Annotated in this window: 16 protein-coding genes and 1 tRNA gene; 7 read left to right on the plus strand and 10 right to left on the minus strand. The window is 29.7% G+C overall.

All coding sequences use genetic code 11. The features are described 5' to 3' along the window. Positions 1 to 20 precede the first annotated feature (20 nt). Positions 21 to 668: a pyridoxamine 5'-phosphate oxidase gene (gene pdxH / locus ACMHJW_RS04130; protein WP_413532156.1), complete on the minus strand. Its 648-nt coding sequence runs from the start codon at positions 666 to 668 to the stop codon at positions 21 to 23. A 75-nt stretch (positions 669 to 743) separates the two neighbouring features. Between pdxH and ACMHJW_RS04135 the strand changes: the two genes are divergently transcribed. Continuing rightward, entirely contained in the window at positions 744 to 1,295 is a 552-nt protein-coding gene (locus ACMHJW_RS04135; protein WP_413532157.1) for a YqgE/AlgH family protein, read from the plus strand. Here ACMHJW_RS04135 and ACMHJW_RS04140 read toward each other — a convergent pair. Together ACMHJW_RS04140 and ACMHJW_RS04145 are read right to left on the minus strand one after the other, a co-directional pair. After that, on the minus strand, positions 1,285 to 2,109 hold the full coding sequence (locus ACMHJW_RS04140; protein ID WP_413532158.1) for an aminotransferase class IV: 825 nt from the start codon (positions 2,107 to 2,109) through the stop codon (positions 1,285 to 1,287). The genes ACMHJW_RS04135 and ACMHJW_RS04140 overlap by 11 nt on opposite strands. 11 nt (positions 2,110 to 2,120) lie before the next feature. Next, positions 2,121 to 2,504 (minus strand): START-like domain-containing protein, encoded by a 384-nt coding sequence (locus tag ACMHJW_RS04145; RefSeq protein WP_135836363.1) that lies wholly within the window; start codon positions 2,502 to 2,504, stop codon positions 2,121 to 2,123. Between the two features lie 116 nt (positions 2,505 to 2,620). Between ACMHJW_RS04145 and ACMHJW_RS04150 the strand changes: the two genes are divergently transcribed. Continuing rightward, positions 2,621 to 2,694, plus strand: a tRNA-Met gene (locus tag ACMHJW_RS04150). Between the two features lie 65 nt (positions 2,695 to 2,759). Here the strand turns inward: ACMHJW_RS04150 and ACMHJW_RS04155 are convergent. Further along, the gene (locus ACMHJW_RS04155) at positions 2,760 to 3,584 is read right to left on the minus strand and encodes a DUF6515 family protein (protein WP_413532159.1); all 825 of its coding nucleotides are present in this window, start codon (positions 3,582 to 3,584) and stop codon (positions 2,760 to 2,762) included. 231 nt (positions 3,585 to 3,815) lie between these two features. On the opposite strand from ACMHJW_RS04155, the gene ACMHJW_RS04160 reads away from it, so the two are divergent. Then, positions 3,816 to 4,865: a nucleoid-associated protein gene (locus ACMHJW_RS04160; protein ID WP_413532160.1), complete on the plus strand. Its 1,050-nt coding sequence runs from the start codon at positions 3,816 to 3,818 to the stop codon at positions 4,863 to 4,865. Between the two features lie 298 nt (positions 4,866 to 5,163). Further along, positions 5,164 to 5,919 carry an acyl-CoA desaturase gene (locus ACMHJW_RS04165; RefSeq protein WP_413532161.1) on the plus strand — a complete coding sequence of 252 codons (756 nt, stop codon included), beginning with the start codon at positions 5,164 to 5,166 and terminating at the stop codon, positions 5,917 to 5,919. Between the two features lie 33 nt (positions 5,920 to 5,952). Here ACMHJW_RS04165 and ACMHJW_RS04170 read toward each other — a convergent pair whose 3' ends face one another. Together ACMHJW_RS04170 and ACMHJW_RS04175 are read right to left on the minus strand one after the other, a co-directional pair. After that, a complete protein-coding gene (locus tag ACMHJW_RS04170; RefSeq protein WP_413532162.1) occupies positions 5,953 to 6,561 on the minus strand; it encodes a class I SAM-dependent methyltransferase in 609 nt (202 codons plus the stop codon). Continuing rightward, positions 6,561 to 7,472, minus strand: a complete 912-nt coding sequence (locus ACMHJW_RS04175; RefSeq protein WP_413532163.1) for a hypothetical protein — start codon at positions 7,470 to 7,472, stop codon at positions 6,561 to 6,563. Before ACMHJW_RS04175 ends, ACMHJW_RS04170 begins: the two co-directional genes overlap by 1 nt. Positions 7,473 to 7,773: 301 nt before the next feature. Between ACMHJW_RS04175 and ACMHJW_RS04180 the strand changes: the two genes are divergently transcribed. The 3 genes from ACMHJW_RS04180 to ACMHJW_RS04190 all read left to right on the plus strand — a co-directional run bounded on the left by ACMHJW_RS04180 (position 7,774) and on the right by ACMHJW_RS04190 (position 9,453). Then, the gene (locus ACMHJW_RS04180; protein WP_413532164.1) at positions 7,774 to 8,487 is read left to right on the plus strand and encodes a CoA transferase subunit A; all 714 of its coding nucleotides are present in this window, start codon (positions 7,774 to 7,776) and stop codon (positions 8,485 to 8,487) included. A gap of 5 nt (positions 8,488 to 8,492) precedes the next feature. Further along, entirely contained in the window at positions 8,493 to 9,149 is a 657-nt protein-coding gene (locus ACMHJW_RS04185; protein ID WP_413532165.1) for a 3-oxoacid CoA-transferase subunit B, read from the plus strand. Between the two features lie 172 nt (positions 9,150 to 9,321). Further along, the gene (locus ACMHJW_RS04190) at positions 9,322 to 9,453 is read left to right on the plus strand and encodes a hypothetical protein (protein ID WP_413532166.1); all 132 of its coding nucleotides are present in this window, start codon (positions 9,322 to 9,324) and stop codon (positions 9,451 to 9,453) included. Positions 9,454 to 9,508: 55 nt separating this feature from the next. On the opposite strand, the gene rimO is transcribed toward ACMHJW_RS04190, so the two are convergent. From rimO to ACMHJW_RS04210, 4 genes are all read right to left on the minus strand, one after another. After that, positions 9,509 to 10,813, minus strand: coding sequence for a 30S ribosomal protein S12 methylthiotransferase RimO (gene rimO, locus ACMHJW_RS04195; RefSeq protein WP_413532167.1), 1,305 nt, complete (start codon positions 10,811 to 10,813; stop codon positions 9,509 to 9,511). Between the two features lie 349 nt (positions 10,814 to 11,162). Beyond that, the gene (locus ACMHJW_RS04200) at positions 11,163 to 12,200 is read right to left on the minus strand and encodes a glycosyltransferase (protein ID WP_413532168.1); all 1,038 of its coding nucleotides are present in this window, start codon (positions 12,198 to 12,200) and stop codon (positions 11,163 to 11,165) included. Positions 12,201 to 12,213: 13 nt separating this feature from the next. After that, positions 12,214 to 12,648, minus strand: coding sequence for a DUF2750 domain-containing protein (locus tag ACMHJW_RS04205; RefSeq protein WP_413532169.1), 435 nt, complete (start codon positions 12,646 to 12,648; stop codon positions 12,214 to 12,216). Between the two features lie 6 nt (positions 12,649 to 12,654). Then, entirely contained in the window at positions 12,655 to 13,812 is a 1,158-nt protein-coding gene (locus ACMHJW_RS04210) for a THUMP domain-containing class I SAM-dependent RNA methyltransferase (protein ID WP_413532221.1), read from the minus strand. Between the last annotated feature and the right edge of the window lie 208 nt (positions 13,813 to 14,020).

Raw genomic sequence — 14,020 nt, forward strand, 5'->3', positions numbered from 1 at the left:
GAGGCTTTTGCTTTATATTCTTAAGGCGCTAATCGCTCTTTCTTCCAATCGTAATCTTCTTGTAAAACATAACGAACTCTGTCATGCAAACGACTTGGTCGTCCTTGCCAAAATTCTATTTCTACAGGGCGAACTAAGAAACCTCCCCAATGTGCTGGACGCGGAATTTCTTTTCCTTCATATTGTTTTTCCAATTCCAATTCTTCTGCAGCTAAATCTTCATGCTCATCAATTACAGAACTTTGTGCAGAAACCCAAGCTCCTAATTGGCTACTTCTTGGGCGTGTTTCAAAATAACCATCCGAATTGTTATCAGACGTTTTTTCAGCAATTCCCTTTATAATAATCTGTCTTTCTAAAAAAGGCCAAAAAAATGATAGACAAACATTCGGATTTTCTAACAAAGCTTTTCCTTTCTGGCTGTTATAATTTGTGTAAAAAATAAAACCTTCATCTGTATATCTTTTCAATAAAACAACACGAGTTCTAGGAAAACCATCTTCACCAATTGTCGCAACAGACATCGCGTTTGCTTCATCTACTCCATCAGATTCTTCGGCTTGCAAAAACCAATCACGAAATTGTTCAATTGGATTTTCTCTTAAAGAATCAAAATTCATCGCCTGTTTTTCATAAACTTTTCTTTTATAACTTAAATCTTGTTTCATTAATGATTATTTTATATTTTTAAACAGCTAATTGTATATTTCGTTAAGATTTTACGCAACAAAACCGAAACATAAATGTCTATCAAAAGTATAAAAAAAGGAGCTATTTTGGTCGCAAAACCAACATTAAGTAACGATATTTTTCAGCGAAGTGTTATTTTGATTACAGAACACTTAGAATCTGGAAGTATTGGTTTTATTCTTAATCATTCTTCTCATATTCCAATTAGTATTTTTGTCTCAGAAATGGAATCTGGTTCTATTGTTTTTGAAGGCGGACCTGTAGATAAAGAAAATATCTATTACATACATAAAAGACCTGATTTGATCCGAAATAGTGAAAAAATTGCTGGAGATTTGTATTGGTCTGGAATTTATGAAGATATGCGCGATGCGGTTAATGAGAATTTGATTGCGCAAGATGAAATTAAATTTTTTATTGGATATTGTGGTTGGGCTCCAAAGCAAATCAATAATGAATTAAAGGATAATTCGTGGGCTGTAATAGATTTGGACTTTGATATTTTTGAGCGTTGGGATGCTGATTTGTGGAAAAAATTAATGAAACAGCTGGGCGGCGAAAACTTAATTTGGCTAAACACACCAGCTGATCCTTCTATGAATTAATCGATTCTAAATATTTAAAAATCGATTTTGTTTTATCTGAAGTATATTCTTTCTTACGATTTTTGGTAATTGGCAATATTCCAATTCCATCAATCAAGATAAAAACTTCTTCTGCTTTCTGAATTTCAAATGGAAAAATATCAATTTCTTCTACTTTAAATTCTTCTGCTTTATTAATATTTTTGATAAAGTTATTTCTCAGAACACTTCTAATAACTCCTTCTTCATTTTTTGGCGTACGAATCGTTTCTCCATTAACCACAAATATATTTCCACGTAAGGAACGTGCCATTTTTTTGTTGGCATTCAATAAAATAATATCTGCATAATCATTCTCTAAACGATAAATTTCTGCAATATTTTCTTCTGGACGATACGTATTGACAAGCGAATAAAAAGCTGTATTTATAGCATAATCTTTATAAACATCTATTTCGTTTTCAGCTTCTAAAAATTCCCAATTATTCTCGCTATTTTCAATCGAAATTAAATAATTGATTGATGCTTTAAGATAATCCTCTTCATCATTTCTGAAAGCAAAAAATTCTACTTTTCCTGATTTCGTTTGATTTGATTCTGCTAATAAACTGATTTGTTCTTGAAAAAATTCTGGTGTAAAATCTAACGGAATATTCATACGAAAAATTCGCATCGAAGCCATTAAACTAAAATAATGATCTTCCCAATCGATTATTTCACCATTTACAAATCTTAAAATTTCTTTTACAGCGTCACCATTTCGAAAAGCTCTGTTCTGAATACCAATTTCTGCATTTGCTTTTTCTATGATTTCGCCACCTAAGTTAATTTTCAAAATAATAGATTTTAAACAGATCCTAATATTTTTTTAAGATCTTCAATTTGACTTTCCCACAGTTGTTTTGATTCTTCAACTTCATCTTCTTCTGCAAAATCTGTAATAACTAATGAAACATCATTTGTTAAATCGTCTTCTACAATTGTTAATTCGAAGAAATATTTTGTATCTTCATCGTATTCCCATTGAAAACGTACATATGTATCTTGCTTCGATTTCATCAAGAAAGCAGATTCTTCATGTCCATCCCAAATAAAAGTATATTTTTCTCCACGAGAATTTACATTATCTGCAAACCATTCTGATAAACCTGATGGGTTTGAAATATAGTTATATAGTAAAGACGGTGAAGACTTTATTGAAAATTCGACTTGATATTTCTTTTTTGGCATAATTCTATTTAATTGAAGTCGCAAGATATAAAATGAATTGTATCTACCAAAGAAAATCAAAATAAGTTTTGCAGTAAAATTTAAAAAAAATTACCTTTGCAAAAATTAAGAAATTTGGCGAGGTAGCTCAGATGGTTAGAGCGCAGGATTCATAACCCTGAGGTCGGCAGTTCGATTCTGCTCTTCGCTACAAAAAAAAATAATCCCAAACAGAATGTTGTTTGGGATTATTTTTTTATTTCATAAGAATTAATATTAGTCCAGATAACCTACTACTTGATAGGCTCTTGTTCCTCTATTATAAATTTTTTGATAAAGAACTCCTCCAAATTCATATAAATAATCGCCACCGTAATTTACCCTTTCATAACCTGCTGGTAAAGCATAAACTATCGCACCGATTGGAGCTTGAACAACTTCGTAATAATTTCTATTTGGTCTGTAATATATTCCTTCATAGAAATAATATGGATTTTGATTGTTAAGATTAATCGTAACATAACCTGCTGGTAAAATATTAATTCTAAATCCTACATATGGCATATACCTTACATATCCATTGTTATAAGAACGATAATAAATCCCATTGTTTCCATAAAAACTATAATTGTTATAGGTATATCGATTATAATTATTTACATTAACGTTAGAAATAGGTCGATTTGTTCTATTATATGAACTAGAATTAATACGAACTGGATTATTATAAAAATCTCGGTTTTTTAAACTTTCAGATCTATTTCGGTGATTAAGATTATTATTTGTTCTATTAGCAACTGGTCGACTGCTATTTATCACACTATTATTTCTGTTTTCTCTAGCTGTTTCACGTTCTAATCTTGTATTAGAATTTCTCCAAGCTTCACTATTACTTCTTCTATCTAGTCTATTATTTTCGGTTCTACTTGTTCTATTTTCATTTCTAGTTATTTCAGCTCTTCTATTCACATCACCACTTCTTGATACTTCTCTTGAAGAACCTCTCTCTACATTTCTCTGACTTCTATCTTGAGCGTTTACGCCAACAGCTAACATGGCTGTAAATGCCACTCCTAAAAGTGTAAATCTAATTTTTTTCATCATCCAACTTTTTATAAATTAAGACATCATTTTATATACTATTTCCGTGCCATTTACATAAATTTCATCCATACAAATGCTTTTAATAATAAAACTACATTGTATTAAATTGATTTTAAACACTTTATTTTATACATTTTTGTTTGACATATTTGTTAATATTTTTTATTCCAGACATCGTTTGTATTGATTTTTGAATTGATTACTTTTGTTTTTAAGAAATTATAAAAAATGATTGACGTTAAAAATGCTTATATCGCCTTTATTAGTTTACAAAAAGTTGGACATAAAGTTCGAGAAGAAGCAAATATTTTTGCCGATAAAACACTTGAATACGACGAAGCAAAGGAAGAACAATTGGTTCCTTTCTTATTAAGTCCGTTCAAAAAAACACTTGAAATTAACCATTTTACACATTATACAGAAAAATTAGAATTTAATGTTTTGTATAATCAATGTAAACAAATGTTTGATGAAGAAACAGATTTTATCGATTTTTCGCAAGAAGTTTTAAGTCATTTATACGAAAAATCGTTGCATCCGCAGATAAAAAGTGGTGAAGTTTTCATTGCTCTTTTCGAAAATATGATGTTTGACGGAATTCCTTGTCGAGGAATTGGAATTTATAAATTAGAAAATAAAAAGAAATTCTTGCGTTTTGATGAATCTAAAGGTTTGGATTACAACATTTGGAAAGGTTACAAGCTAGAAGGAATAGACAAAGCTTGTCTTATTCTTGATGCTTATCGCGACGAAGGTTTCCGTGTTTATTCCATTGATGACAAAAATGTAGAATCGGAATATTGGAAGAAAAATTTCTTAGAAATTGAGTTGATTAAGGATAACAATTACCATACAAAGAAATATATGGAATTGATTACAGATTTTTCGAATGATTTTCTTTTAGATAAAACAGACAAAAAACAACAAGCAGAATTTATCTCAAATTCCATAAATGTTTTGAATTCGAATGAAGTTGTAACCAATGAAATTTTCGAAGATCAGGTTTTAAAACCTTTCGAAATTATAGACGAATTCAAAGAATATAAGAAAGATTATAGCGAAAATAATCGAGTTGAATTTGTGGAAGCTTTTGAAGTTTCAGTTCCTACTTTGATGAAAGAATCGAAGAAAATAAAAAGTGAAATAAAATTAGATACAAAGATTAATATCAAATTAGATTTGACAAATCCTGATGCTGCAGAAGAGTATTTGGAACGCGGTTTTGACGAAGAAAAGAAAATGTATTATTATAAAGTTTACTTTAATTCTGAACAATAATAATTAACTAATATCATAAGCTCCAATATTTTGGAGCTTTGTATTTAATCAATTTCTTTAAATCTATTTTCTATCTTGTTTTAGAATTTATTTGCTCCTATTAATTTTAATAAATTATTTTATAATAAGTATTTACATTCAAAAATAGGTTCTATTTTTCAACTACTGTATCGAAGACAATTAACTTAGAATTAACGTTTTTTCATTATAAATAATTAAGAATTTTGTATGTTCTATGATTTTAATTAGTGCAATTCACAATCCTAACGATTATATTTGTAAAAATTAAAAATTAGTAATGACAGCAGTAATCATTATCTTTGTTATACATTGGTATGCTTCTTTATTTTTCCAAACGTTTTTTCATCATCGTTATGCATCTCATGCAATGTTCACGATGTCAAAAGCTTGGGAAAAAATATTTCACGTTTTAGCGTGGATTTTTCAAGGTTCATCTTATTTAAGTCCTTATACATATGGGGTAATGCACAGACATCACCACGCATATGCAGATACAGAAAAAGATCCTCATTCTCCTCAATACGATCCAAATTTCTTTGCAATGATGTGGAGAACTCGCATTGTTTACAATGAAATCGATCACGATAAAGCTCAAGTTTTAGAGAAATTCAAAAAAGGAGTTCCTTCTTGGCGTAGTTGGGATAGATTTGCAGGAAATAATGCTGTACGTCTAGCTTGGGTAATTATCTATATTTTAATTTACGTAGCAGTTGATGCTCCTCTTTGGACTTATTTTGTATTTATTCCAATGCAAGTTTTAATGAGTCCTTTACATGGCGTAATCATTAATTGGTTTTCACACAAATTAGGATATCGTAATTATGATGTAGGTGATACTTCGACTAACTTAATGCCTATTGATTGGCTTATGTGGGGAGAATGTTTACATAACAATCACCATAAATTTGGTGGAAGACCAAATTTCGCAGTTAAGAAATGGGAATTCGATCCGATGTATCCATGTATTTGGGTTATGAATAAACTGAATATTATCCAGTTTAAAAAAGGAAAATTAGATACAGATTATATGTAAAATAAAAGCGATTCAGAAATTTGAATCGCTTTTTTATTTCTTTCTATAAACTATACTATTAATGTATTTCTTAAAAAAGTATTTTTGATCAACAATTTCAAAATATTGCATAAAACTTTTTTTCATTAGTGGTAATTGAGAAATATCTAAACCAATCACTATTCTAAAAAAAATAAGCATTAAATTGGTTATGTTCTTCTGCCAAGCTTTTTGATTTTGTACAAAATCAACATAAAACCACAATCCTTTTTCTTCTAAATATGAATTTAATTGATTGAATAATTCTCCTGCTTTTGTTTGATTAAAATGATCAAACAAAAATATTGTCATCATCACATCATATTTTTTTTGCGTTTCAAAATTAAATACATCCGCAACTATGAAATTTATTTTCAAATTCGAAGTGTTTTGTTTCTTAGCTAAATCAATCATTTTAGAAGAAAAATCAACATAATCTATTTCAAGTTTAAGGTTCAATTTTTCCAATTCTGCAATAAACTTCCCAGCTCCTCCTCCAACCCACAAGATTTTATCACCATCTTTTAGATACTTTAAAATCAAAAAATGTGCTTGATGCTGCCGATTAAAGAAAAATAATCTGCTCAACGAATGATAATATGGCGCAATAAAATTATAGTTCATTATTCAAATAAAATTACGCTTAAAATTCCACAAATTGCTTTCAATAAAATCATTCCATCTATCGCAATTAAATAATATAAAATAGGTTTTGGACGATTGAGTTTAAAAGCGAATATAGCCAAACAGATAATTGGGATTAACATAAATAAAATACGATGAAGTGGCAATCCATACCATATTCCAAAAACTACAAAACTCAAAAAACCTAAGAATATTAATGGTAAAATAATTCGATTCAAAGTAAAATGATAACCATATTTAACCACAAATGTTTTCAAATTTCGGTTGCTGTCATCTTCATAATCTTTCAAATCAAACAAAATTGCATTTACAAGACAATACATAAAAGTTTGAGCAAATAGGAAATAGAATTTTTCATCTAAAACATAATGTGTTCCATTTTTTAACATCAAAAATAAAACAGGTAGAAAAACGGTTGTAATTGCCCAAGTCCAACCAATTAAAAATGGTTTTAACAGCATGCTTTTACGCAATGAAATACCTAATTTGAAATCGTAATATCCAAATGCTAAAAGAGCTGTAAAAAACAAGACAACTATCCATTTCCAAGTTAAAATTTCGTAATTCGGTAAACTATAAAAAGCTAAGAATACTCCAGAGAATAAAGCGATAATAGCTAAAACAATAGAAAAAAGTTTTACAGATTTACGGTGATTTATATAAAACTGAATTCTTGGATTATTTGATGCTTTTAATTTTGCTGGAATTCTATAAGCATATAAATAAAATAACACTGTAATTGCACTTATGAAAAGATAATAAGCCAAAGAATTAAAAGGTAAACCAAGCTTGATATTCGTTTCAATATTAAGAGTTACAGAAAGTATAATTAAAAAAAAATTGGAAAAAAAAATGTTTTCGATAACTCGACTAATCACTTTTTTTTCCATTTTCTTTCCGTTTATTTTTTAAATAATTCCAACTTCAAGTTTATTCTATTTGTCCAATTGGAATTCCTTATTCTTCAAATATATGATTTTATTTTAAATCGATTTATTAATTTGCTTAAAAAATTTAGTGCATAGTTTTATCAAATTATTATAATCTTCAACTTTTTGAAAGCAACAAGAATTCTACTTCTAATCTTAAATAAATTACAGAATCTTCCCAAGATTTTCGCAGGTTAATTGAATTATGATTCGATTTTATTTATCTTTAGCAATAGAATTTATTTGATCAAACACAACAAAAATGATAAACAAAAAAGTAAACAGCATCGAAGAAGCGCTAGAAGGTGTTGAAAGCGGAATGACCTTGGCTGTTGGAGGCTTTGGACTTTCTGGAATTCCTGAAAATCTTATTCAAGGTTTAGTTGACAAAAAAATCAATAATCTTACTTGTATCAGTAATAATGCTGGTGTTGATGATTTTGGTTTAGGCTTATTATTACAAGGACGACAAATCAAAAAAATGATTTCTTCTTATGTTGGCGAAAATGCTGAATTTGAGCGCCAAATGCTTTCTGGTGAATTAGAAGTTGAATTGATTCCACAAGGAACTTTAGCTACACGCTTAATGGCTGCTGGTTATGGAATGCCTGCAATTTTTACGCCTGCTGGTGTTGGAACTGAGGTGGCAGAAGGAAAAGAAGTTAGAAAATTTACATTTCATGGAGTTGAAAAAGAATATTTATTAGAATATGCTTTTGAGCCTGATTTTGCACTTGTAAAAGCATGGAAAGGAGATACAGCAGGAAATTTAGTTTTCCGAGGAGCAACAGCTAACTTCAATCATCCAGCTGCAATGTGCGGAAAAATTACGATAGCAGAAGTTGAAGAATTAGTAGAAGTTGGTGAACTAGATCCAAATCAAATTCATACGCCAGGCGTTTATGTTAATCGAATTATCCAAGGAGATAAATACGAAAAACGTATCGAAAATAGAACTGTTCAACCTAAATCATAAGAAAAATGTTAGATAAAAATGGTATTGCTAAACGTATAGCAAAAGAAGTACAAGACGGATTTTATGTGAATTTAGGAATCGGAATTCCAACATTGGTTGCAAACTATATTCCTGAAAATGTAAATGTAGTACTACAATCAGAAAATGGATTATTGGGAATGGGTCCTTTTCCTGTTGAAGGAGAAGAAGATCCAGATTTTATAAATGCCGGAAAACAAACAATTACGACTTTACCAGGTTCAGCCTTTTTTGATTCTGCTATAAGCTTTGGAATGATTAGAGCAAGAAAAATAAATTTAACTATTTTAGGCGCAATGGAAGTTTCAGAAAATGGAGACATTGCAAACTGGAAAATTCCAGGAAAAATGGTAAAAGGAATGGGTGGAGCAATGGATCTGGTTGCTTCGGCTGATAATATTATTGTAGCAATGCAGCATGTGAATAGAGCTGGAGAATCAAAATTATTATCAAAGTGTAGTTTACCTTTAACAGGAATTAACTGCGTAAAAAAAATTGTAACAGAATTAGCTGTTTTAGAAGTTTTACCTGAAGGTGGATTCAAATTATTAGAACGAGCTCCTGGAGTTTCGGTTGAAGAAATAAAAAACGCAACAGAAGGAAAATTAGTCATTGAAGGAGAAATTCCTGAAATGATTTTATAAGATTAGTTGAATGAATATTTTTGCTTTTATTATAATGATTTAAACGATAAAAAACATTTTTTATATAAAAATGATAACCTAAATAAAACGTTAAATATTTTATAATAAGACAAATAAATTTGACCACTTAAGGAATAATGATTAATTTAAATAAAATTTAAAACCAATAGAAATGGCTAAAGAGACAAAAAAAGAAGAAAATCATTTAGAAGAATTAGTGGAAAAATTAAAAAATCCTAATCATAGAAAGTTAGTTCAAGCGAATCGTTTAAAAAAGAATCGTAGAAATAACGCTAAAAATTAAAACATAAAAAAAACCACTCAAATTTGAGTGGTTTTTTAAGTTTTTATGTGATAAGTTAATCAATAACTTTTCCTATTAAATCAAATTCGTAAGCTTCTACAATCTCTACATTTACAAAATCACCAATTGGTAAATAAGTATCAATCGCAGAAATCAAAACTTCGTTGTCAACATCAGGTGAATCATATTCTGTTCGTCCAATAAAATTGTCTCCTTCCTTACGATCAATCATTACTTTAAATTGTTTTCCAATTTTTTCTTGATTCAAATCGTATGAAATCTGAGATTGAATTTCCATGATTTCTTCCACACGTTGTTGTTTCACTTCCTCTGGAACATCATCTTCCAAATTATAAGCATGTGTATTTTCTTCATGAGAATAAGTAAAACATCCCAAACGATCAAATTTTTGTTCTTGTACCCAAGCTTTCATTTCTTGAAAATCTTCTTCTGTTTCTCCTGGATAACCACAAATCAACGTTGTACGAATTGCCATATCTGGAACTTTTGTGCGCATTGCATCTAACAAAGCATTCGTTTTTTCGTGCGTTGTTCCACGACGCATAGATTTCAATAATTTTGTTGAAATATGTTGCAATGGAATATCGATATAGTTACATACTTTAGGTTCTTCACGAATAACATCTAAAACATCTTCTGGGAAACCAGCTGGAAATGCATAATGTAAACGAATCCATTCGATTCCATCAATTTTAACCAACTCCTTTAATAATCTTGCTAATTCACGCTTTTTATAAATATCTAATCCATAATACGTTAAATCTTGCGCAATCAAAATTAATTCTTTTGTTCCATTTTTAGCAAGTTTAGTTGCTTCTGTAACTAAATCTTCGATCGGACGAGAAACATTTCCTCCTCGCATCAAAGGAATTGCACAAAAAGAACAAGGGCGATCACAACCTTCTGCAATTTTAAGATAAGCATAATGGCGCGGAGTCGTTGTTAAACGCTCTCCTACTAATTCGTGTTTATAATCTGCACCAAGCGCTTTTAATAACAATGGTAATTCGCGCGTACCGAAATATTGGTCAACATTTGGAATTTGTTCAATTAAATCTGGTTTGTATCGTTCAGACAAACATCCCGTCACAAAAACTTTTTCCACCAAACCATCTTCCTTACGTTGTACGTAATCTAAAATTGTGTCAACACTTTCCTCCTTTGCATTATCTATGAAACCACAAGTATTAATCACTACAATTTCGCCAGCTTGCTCATGTACAACTTCTTTACCATTGGCTTTCAACTGTCCCATTAGTACCTCAGAATCGTAAACATTTTTAGAACATCCTAACGTAATTACATTAATTTTCTTTTTTCCAGTCGATTTTGTACGCATTACTCTAATTTAAGTTTGCAAAATTACGAAATATTTAAGAGAACTAACCGAAAAGATTAAATGGAACCAATATAAATAAGAGTTTTAGATTTAATGAATTTTGTCTTAATCAGAATAATATCCTATTGAAAAAGTTATTTCAGAAAATTAATCAAGTATAATTCTATACCGCTTAAAATATTTATACAAACATTATTTTAACTTATTGATTAACAAAAGATAATATATATTTAAGATTAAATCAATCTATAATGATTACATTTGAATATAATAGTATTTTAAGTTAGGTGCCAAAGCATTGCTTTGAAATTAAGAAGGTCAAGATTTCTCTTGACCTTTCTTTTTATTATTAATCGATATGATAATGGCTTGGAAAAGCCTTTTTCGGATCTTGTTTGAGAATATTCAATTTGAATTGACTTTCTAAAAAACCAAAACCATAATTGAAAAACTGAATTAAAGTTGTTTGAATTGACAATAGACCAACTAAAGCAGATTTGAAACGTATTGTAGAGAAAATAAAGATCATAAACATATAAATCAACCACAAAACAAATGGAATTTGTAAGATAAATTGATGTTTAGAGAAAATAAAACTCAACAATAAAAAAAGAATCGCAACTAAAGTTCCGACAAAAAATAAACTCGGAAACCAAAAAGTCAGTTTAATATAATTGGGATGACGTTGATTGAGAATTGGACGCGCAACACCAAATTGATAAACTTGTTTTGCAAATTTCTTCAATGATGTTCTACGTTTATGAATAACTTTCGAATCTTGAAATAATCGTGTTTCAAAACCATTTTCCCACAAACGCATCGATAAATCTGGATCTTCGCCAACACGCAAATCTGCAAATCCACCTGTTTTTTCGTAAGCTTTGCGAGAAATTCCCATATTAAAACTTCTTGGCTGAAATTTTCCTATTTGTTTTTTTCCTCCACGAATTCCTCCTGTTGTTAAAAAAGAAGTCATCGAAAAAGTAATTGCTTTTTGCAAATCTGTAAACGAATCATCTGCATCATCTGGTCCACCAAAAGCATCAACAAAATTGATTTTCAATTCATTTTTTACAGAAGCAATGTAATTCGAGGGAATAATTGTATCAGAATCTAAGAAAATGAAATAATTTCCATTTGCTTTTTTCATTCCATAATTTCTAGATTTCCCTGGACCAGAATTTGTTTTATAATAATAATGAAGATTTAATTGATTTTCAAATTTAGCAAAAACTGAATCCAATTTGTTTTGAGAACCATCATCTACAATAATAATTTCGAATGCTTTATCCGTTTGTTTCGTTAAACTAAGCAATAGTTCTGTCAATTCATCTTGACGTTCGTAAACAGCAATAATTATCGAAAGTTGTAAATCTTCTTTTTCCAAAATAGGTTATAAATTATTGATTGAATGATTCTTTCAACTCTAGCGTAACTGTTTTTATTTCTTCTAAATTTTTGAAATGATTCAGTTTGAAAGTTGATTTTGATTGATTTAATTCATGAACAATTGCCAAAATAGTATCCAATGGACTTTGCTCCTCTCCTTTCGAAGTTTCGTCAAAATTAATCCCAACTAAAGATACTTCTTCAATCATTCCGAACAACCATTCTTCTAAAAAAGTATTCAAATCTATCGAATCAATTGTATGATTTGCCCATTGATTATGTTTTGCTTTTTCAGCTAAATCTGCATTCGACCAAAAGCAAATCACTTCTAGATTAGAGCCATCTTCATATTCAAATTCTTCGGAATACGAAATAGCAAAACCTTCATCAGAAGTTAAGATATAGACTTTTTGATCTTGACAAATTTCTTTTATAAATTGATTCACTTTTTTTTAATTTTGATTTTTAGCTTTTTTACTTCCTTCATACATTTCGTATTGCAAAAAGTCGCATTCCAACTTTCCGTTGAATACTTTTATCTTTTTCGAAGGACGTAAACCGACATATTTTTTAGCTTGTAAATCTGATGTGATAAACCATGCCAATGTATTTGGATAACTTGATTTTAAAGTATCTCCAATTTGTTTGTAAAATTCTTGGTTATTATTTTCGATACGCTCATCATAAGGCGGATTGAAAACCAATAAAACTGGGAACATTTCTTTTTTTGATGTAAAAAAATCTTGGTTTCTAACTTCAATAAAATCTTCTAAATCGGCAGATTTTATATTCATTTGTGCGATTTTTACCATCATTGGTGAAATCTCGTAACCTACAATTTTGTATTCAGATTCTTTGATACGATTTAAACGCGTATTACGAATTTGTGTGAACAATGTTTCGTCATAATCTGGCCAATTCTGAAAAGCAAAATGCTTACGATGAATTTGAGGTGGAATATTATTCGCAATCATCGCTGCTTCGATCAACATTGTTCCCGAACCACACATCGGATCTAGATAATTTCCTTTTCCGTCATAACCAGCTTGTAGCAACAAACCAGCTGCTAAAACTTCATTAATTGGTGCAGGACCAGTTTCTTCGCGATAACCACGTTTGTGCAAAGATTCCCCAGAAGAATCTAACGATAATGTAATTTTATCATGTGAAATATGCAAGTTAAAACGTACATCAGGAAAGTCTTTGTCGATACTTGGACGACGACCATTTTTTTCTTTGAATCGATCTACAATTGCATCTTTCACTTTTAGTGCAGCATAATGCGAATGTGTAAAATAATCTGAATGAACAGTTGGATCAATCATAAAAGTTTGATCAACATTCAAATAATTTTCCCAATGGAATTTTTTGAATTTCTCGTATAATTGATGATCATTTTTTGCAGAAAACGATAGTATTGGCTTCTGTATACGAAGTGCTGTACGCAAACTATAATTTGCTTTGTACATGAAACCTAAATCGCCATTAAATTCAACCATTCGGTTTTGAATTTTAACATCTGCCGCTCCCAACGCTTTTAATTCTTGCGCTAATATCTCTTCGAAACCAAAAAAGGTTTTCGCAATCATTCTGAAATTTTCCAAGGAAATAAAATTTTTACAAAAGTACGGGAAATAACGGAAATTGTGAAAGGAATAATGGTTTTTCGATATTCTAAATTAATTTAAAACCTCAACAAAAAATATTAATTGCATATTAAGTCATCTTTTAAAACAAAAAGATAAAAAAGGAATGTATTTATTATCTTCTTTTTATCGGTTTTATATTGATAAATAGCTGTTTTTAATTATGTTACAA

Source organism: Empedobacter brevis (genome assembly GCF_965118635.1).
GTDB classification, from domain to species: domain Bacteria; phylum Bacteroidota; class Bacteroidia; order Flavobacteriales; family Weeksellaceae; genus Empedobacter; species Empedobacter brevis_A.

What these genes read in the sequence shown, in the direction of transcription:
- ACMHJW_RS04170 (WP_413532162.1), bottom strand. Translation starts at nt 6,561, where the DNA reads ATGAACTATAATTTTATTGCGCCATATTATCATTCGTTGAGCAGATTA.
- ACMHJW_RS04165 (WP_413532161.1), top strand. Translation starts at nt 5,164, where the DNA reads ATGACAGCAGTAATCATTATCTTTGTTATACATTGGTATGCTTCTTTA.
- ACMHJW_RS04180 (WP_413532164.1), top strand. Translation starts at nt 7,774, where the DNA reads ATGATAAACAAAAAAGTAAACAGCATCGAAGAAGCGCTAGAAGGTGTT.
- rimO (WP_413532167.1), bottom strand. Translation starts at nt 10,813, where the DNA reads ATGCGTACAAAATCGACTGGAAAAAAGAAAATTAATGTAATTACGTTA.
- ACMHJW_RS04160 (WP_413532160.1), top strand. Translation starts at nt 3,816, where the DNA reads ATGATTGACGTTAAAAATGCTTATATCGCCTTTATTAGTTTACAAAAA.
- ACMHJW_RS04135 (WP_413532157.1), top strand. Translation starts at nt 744, where the DNA reads ATGTCTATCAAAAGTATAAAAAAAGGAGCTATTTTGGTCGCAAAACCA.
- ACMHJW_RS04175 (WP_413532163.1), bottom strand. Translation starts at nt 7,472, where the DNA reads ATGGAAAAAAAAGTGATTAGTCGAGTTATCGAAAACATTTTTTTTTCC.
- ACMHJW_RS04145 (WP_135836363.1), bottom strand. Translation starts at nt 2,504, where the DNA reads ATGCCAAAAAAGAAATATCAAGTCGAATTTTCAATAAAGTCTTCACCG.
- ACMHJW_RS04185 (WP_413532165.1), top strand. Translation starts at nt 8,493, where the DNA reads ATGTTAGATAAAAATGGTATTGCTAAACGTATAGCAAAAGAAGTACAA.
- pdxH (WP_413532156.1), bottom strand. Translation starts at nt 668, where the DNA reads ATGAAACAAGATTTAAGTTATAAAAGAAAAGTTTATGAAAAACAGGCG.
- ACMHJW_RS04155 (WP_413532159.1), bottom strand. Translation starts at nt 3,584, where the DNA reads ATGAAAAAAATTAGATTTACACTTTTAGGAGTGGCATTTACAGCCATG.
- ACMHJW_RS04190 (WP_413532166.1), top strand. Translation starts at nt 9,322, where the DNA reads ATGGCTAAAGAGACAAAAAAAGAAGAAAATCATTTAGAAGAATTAGTG.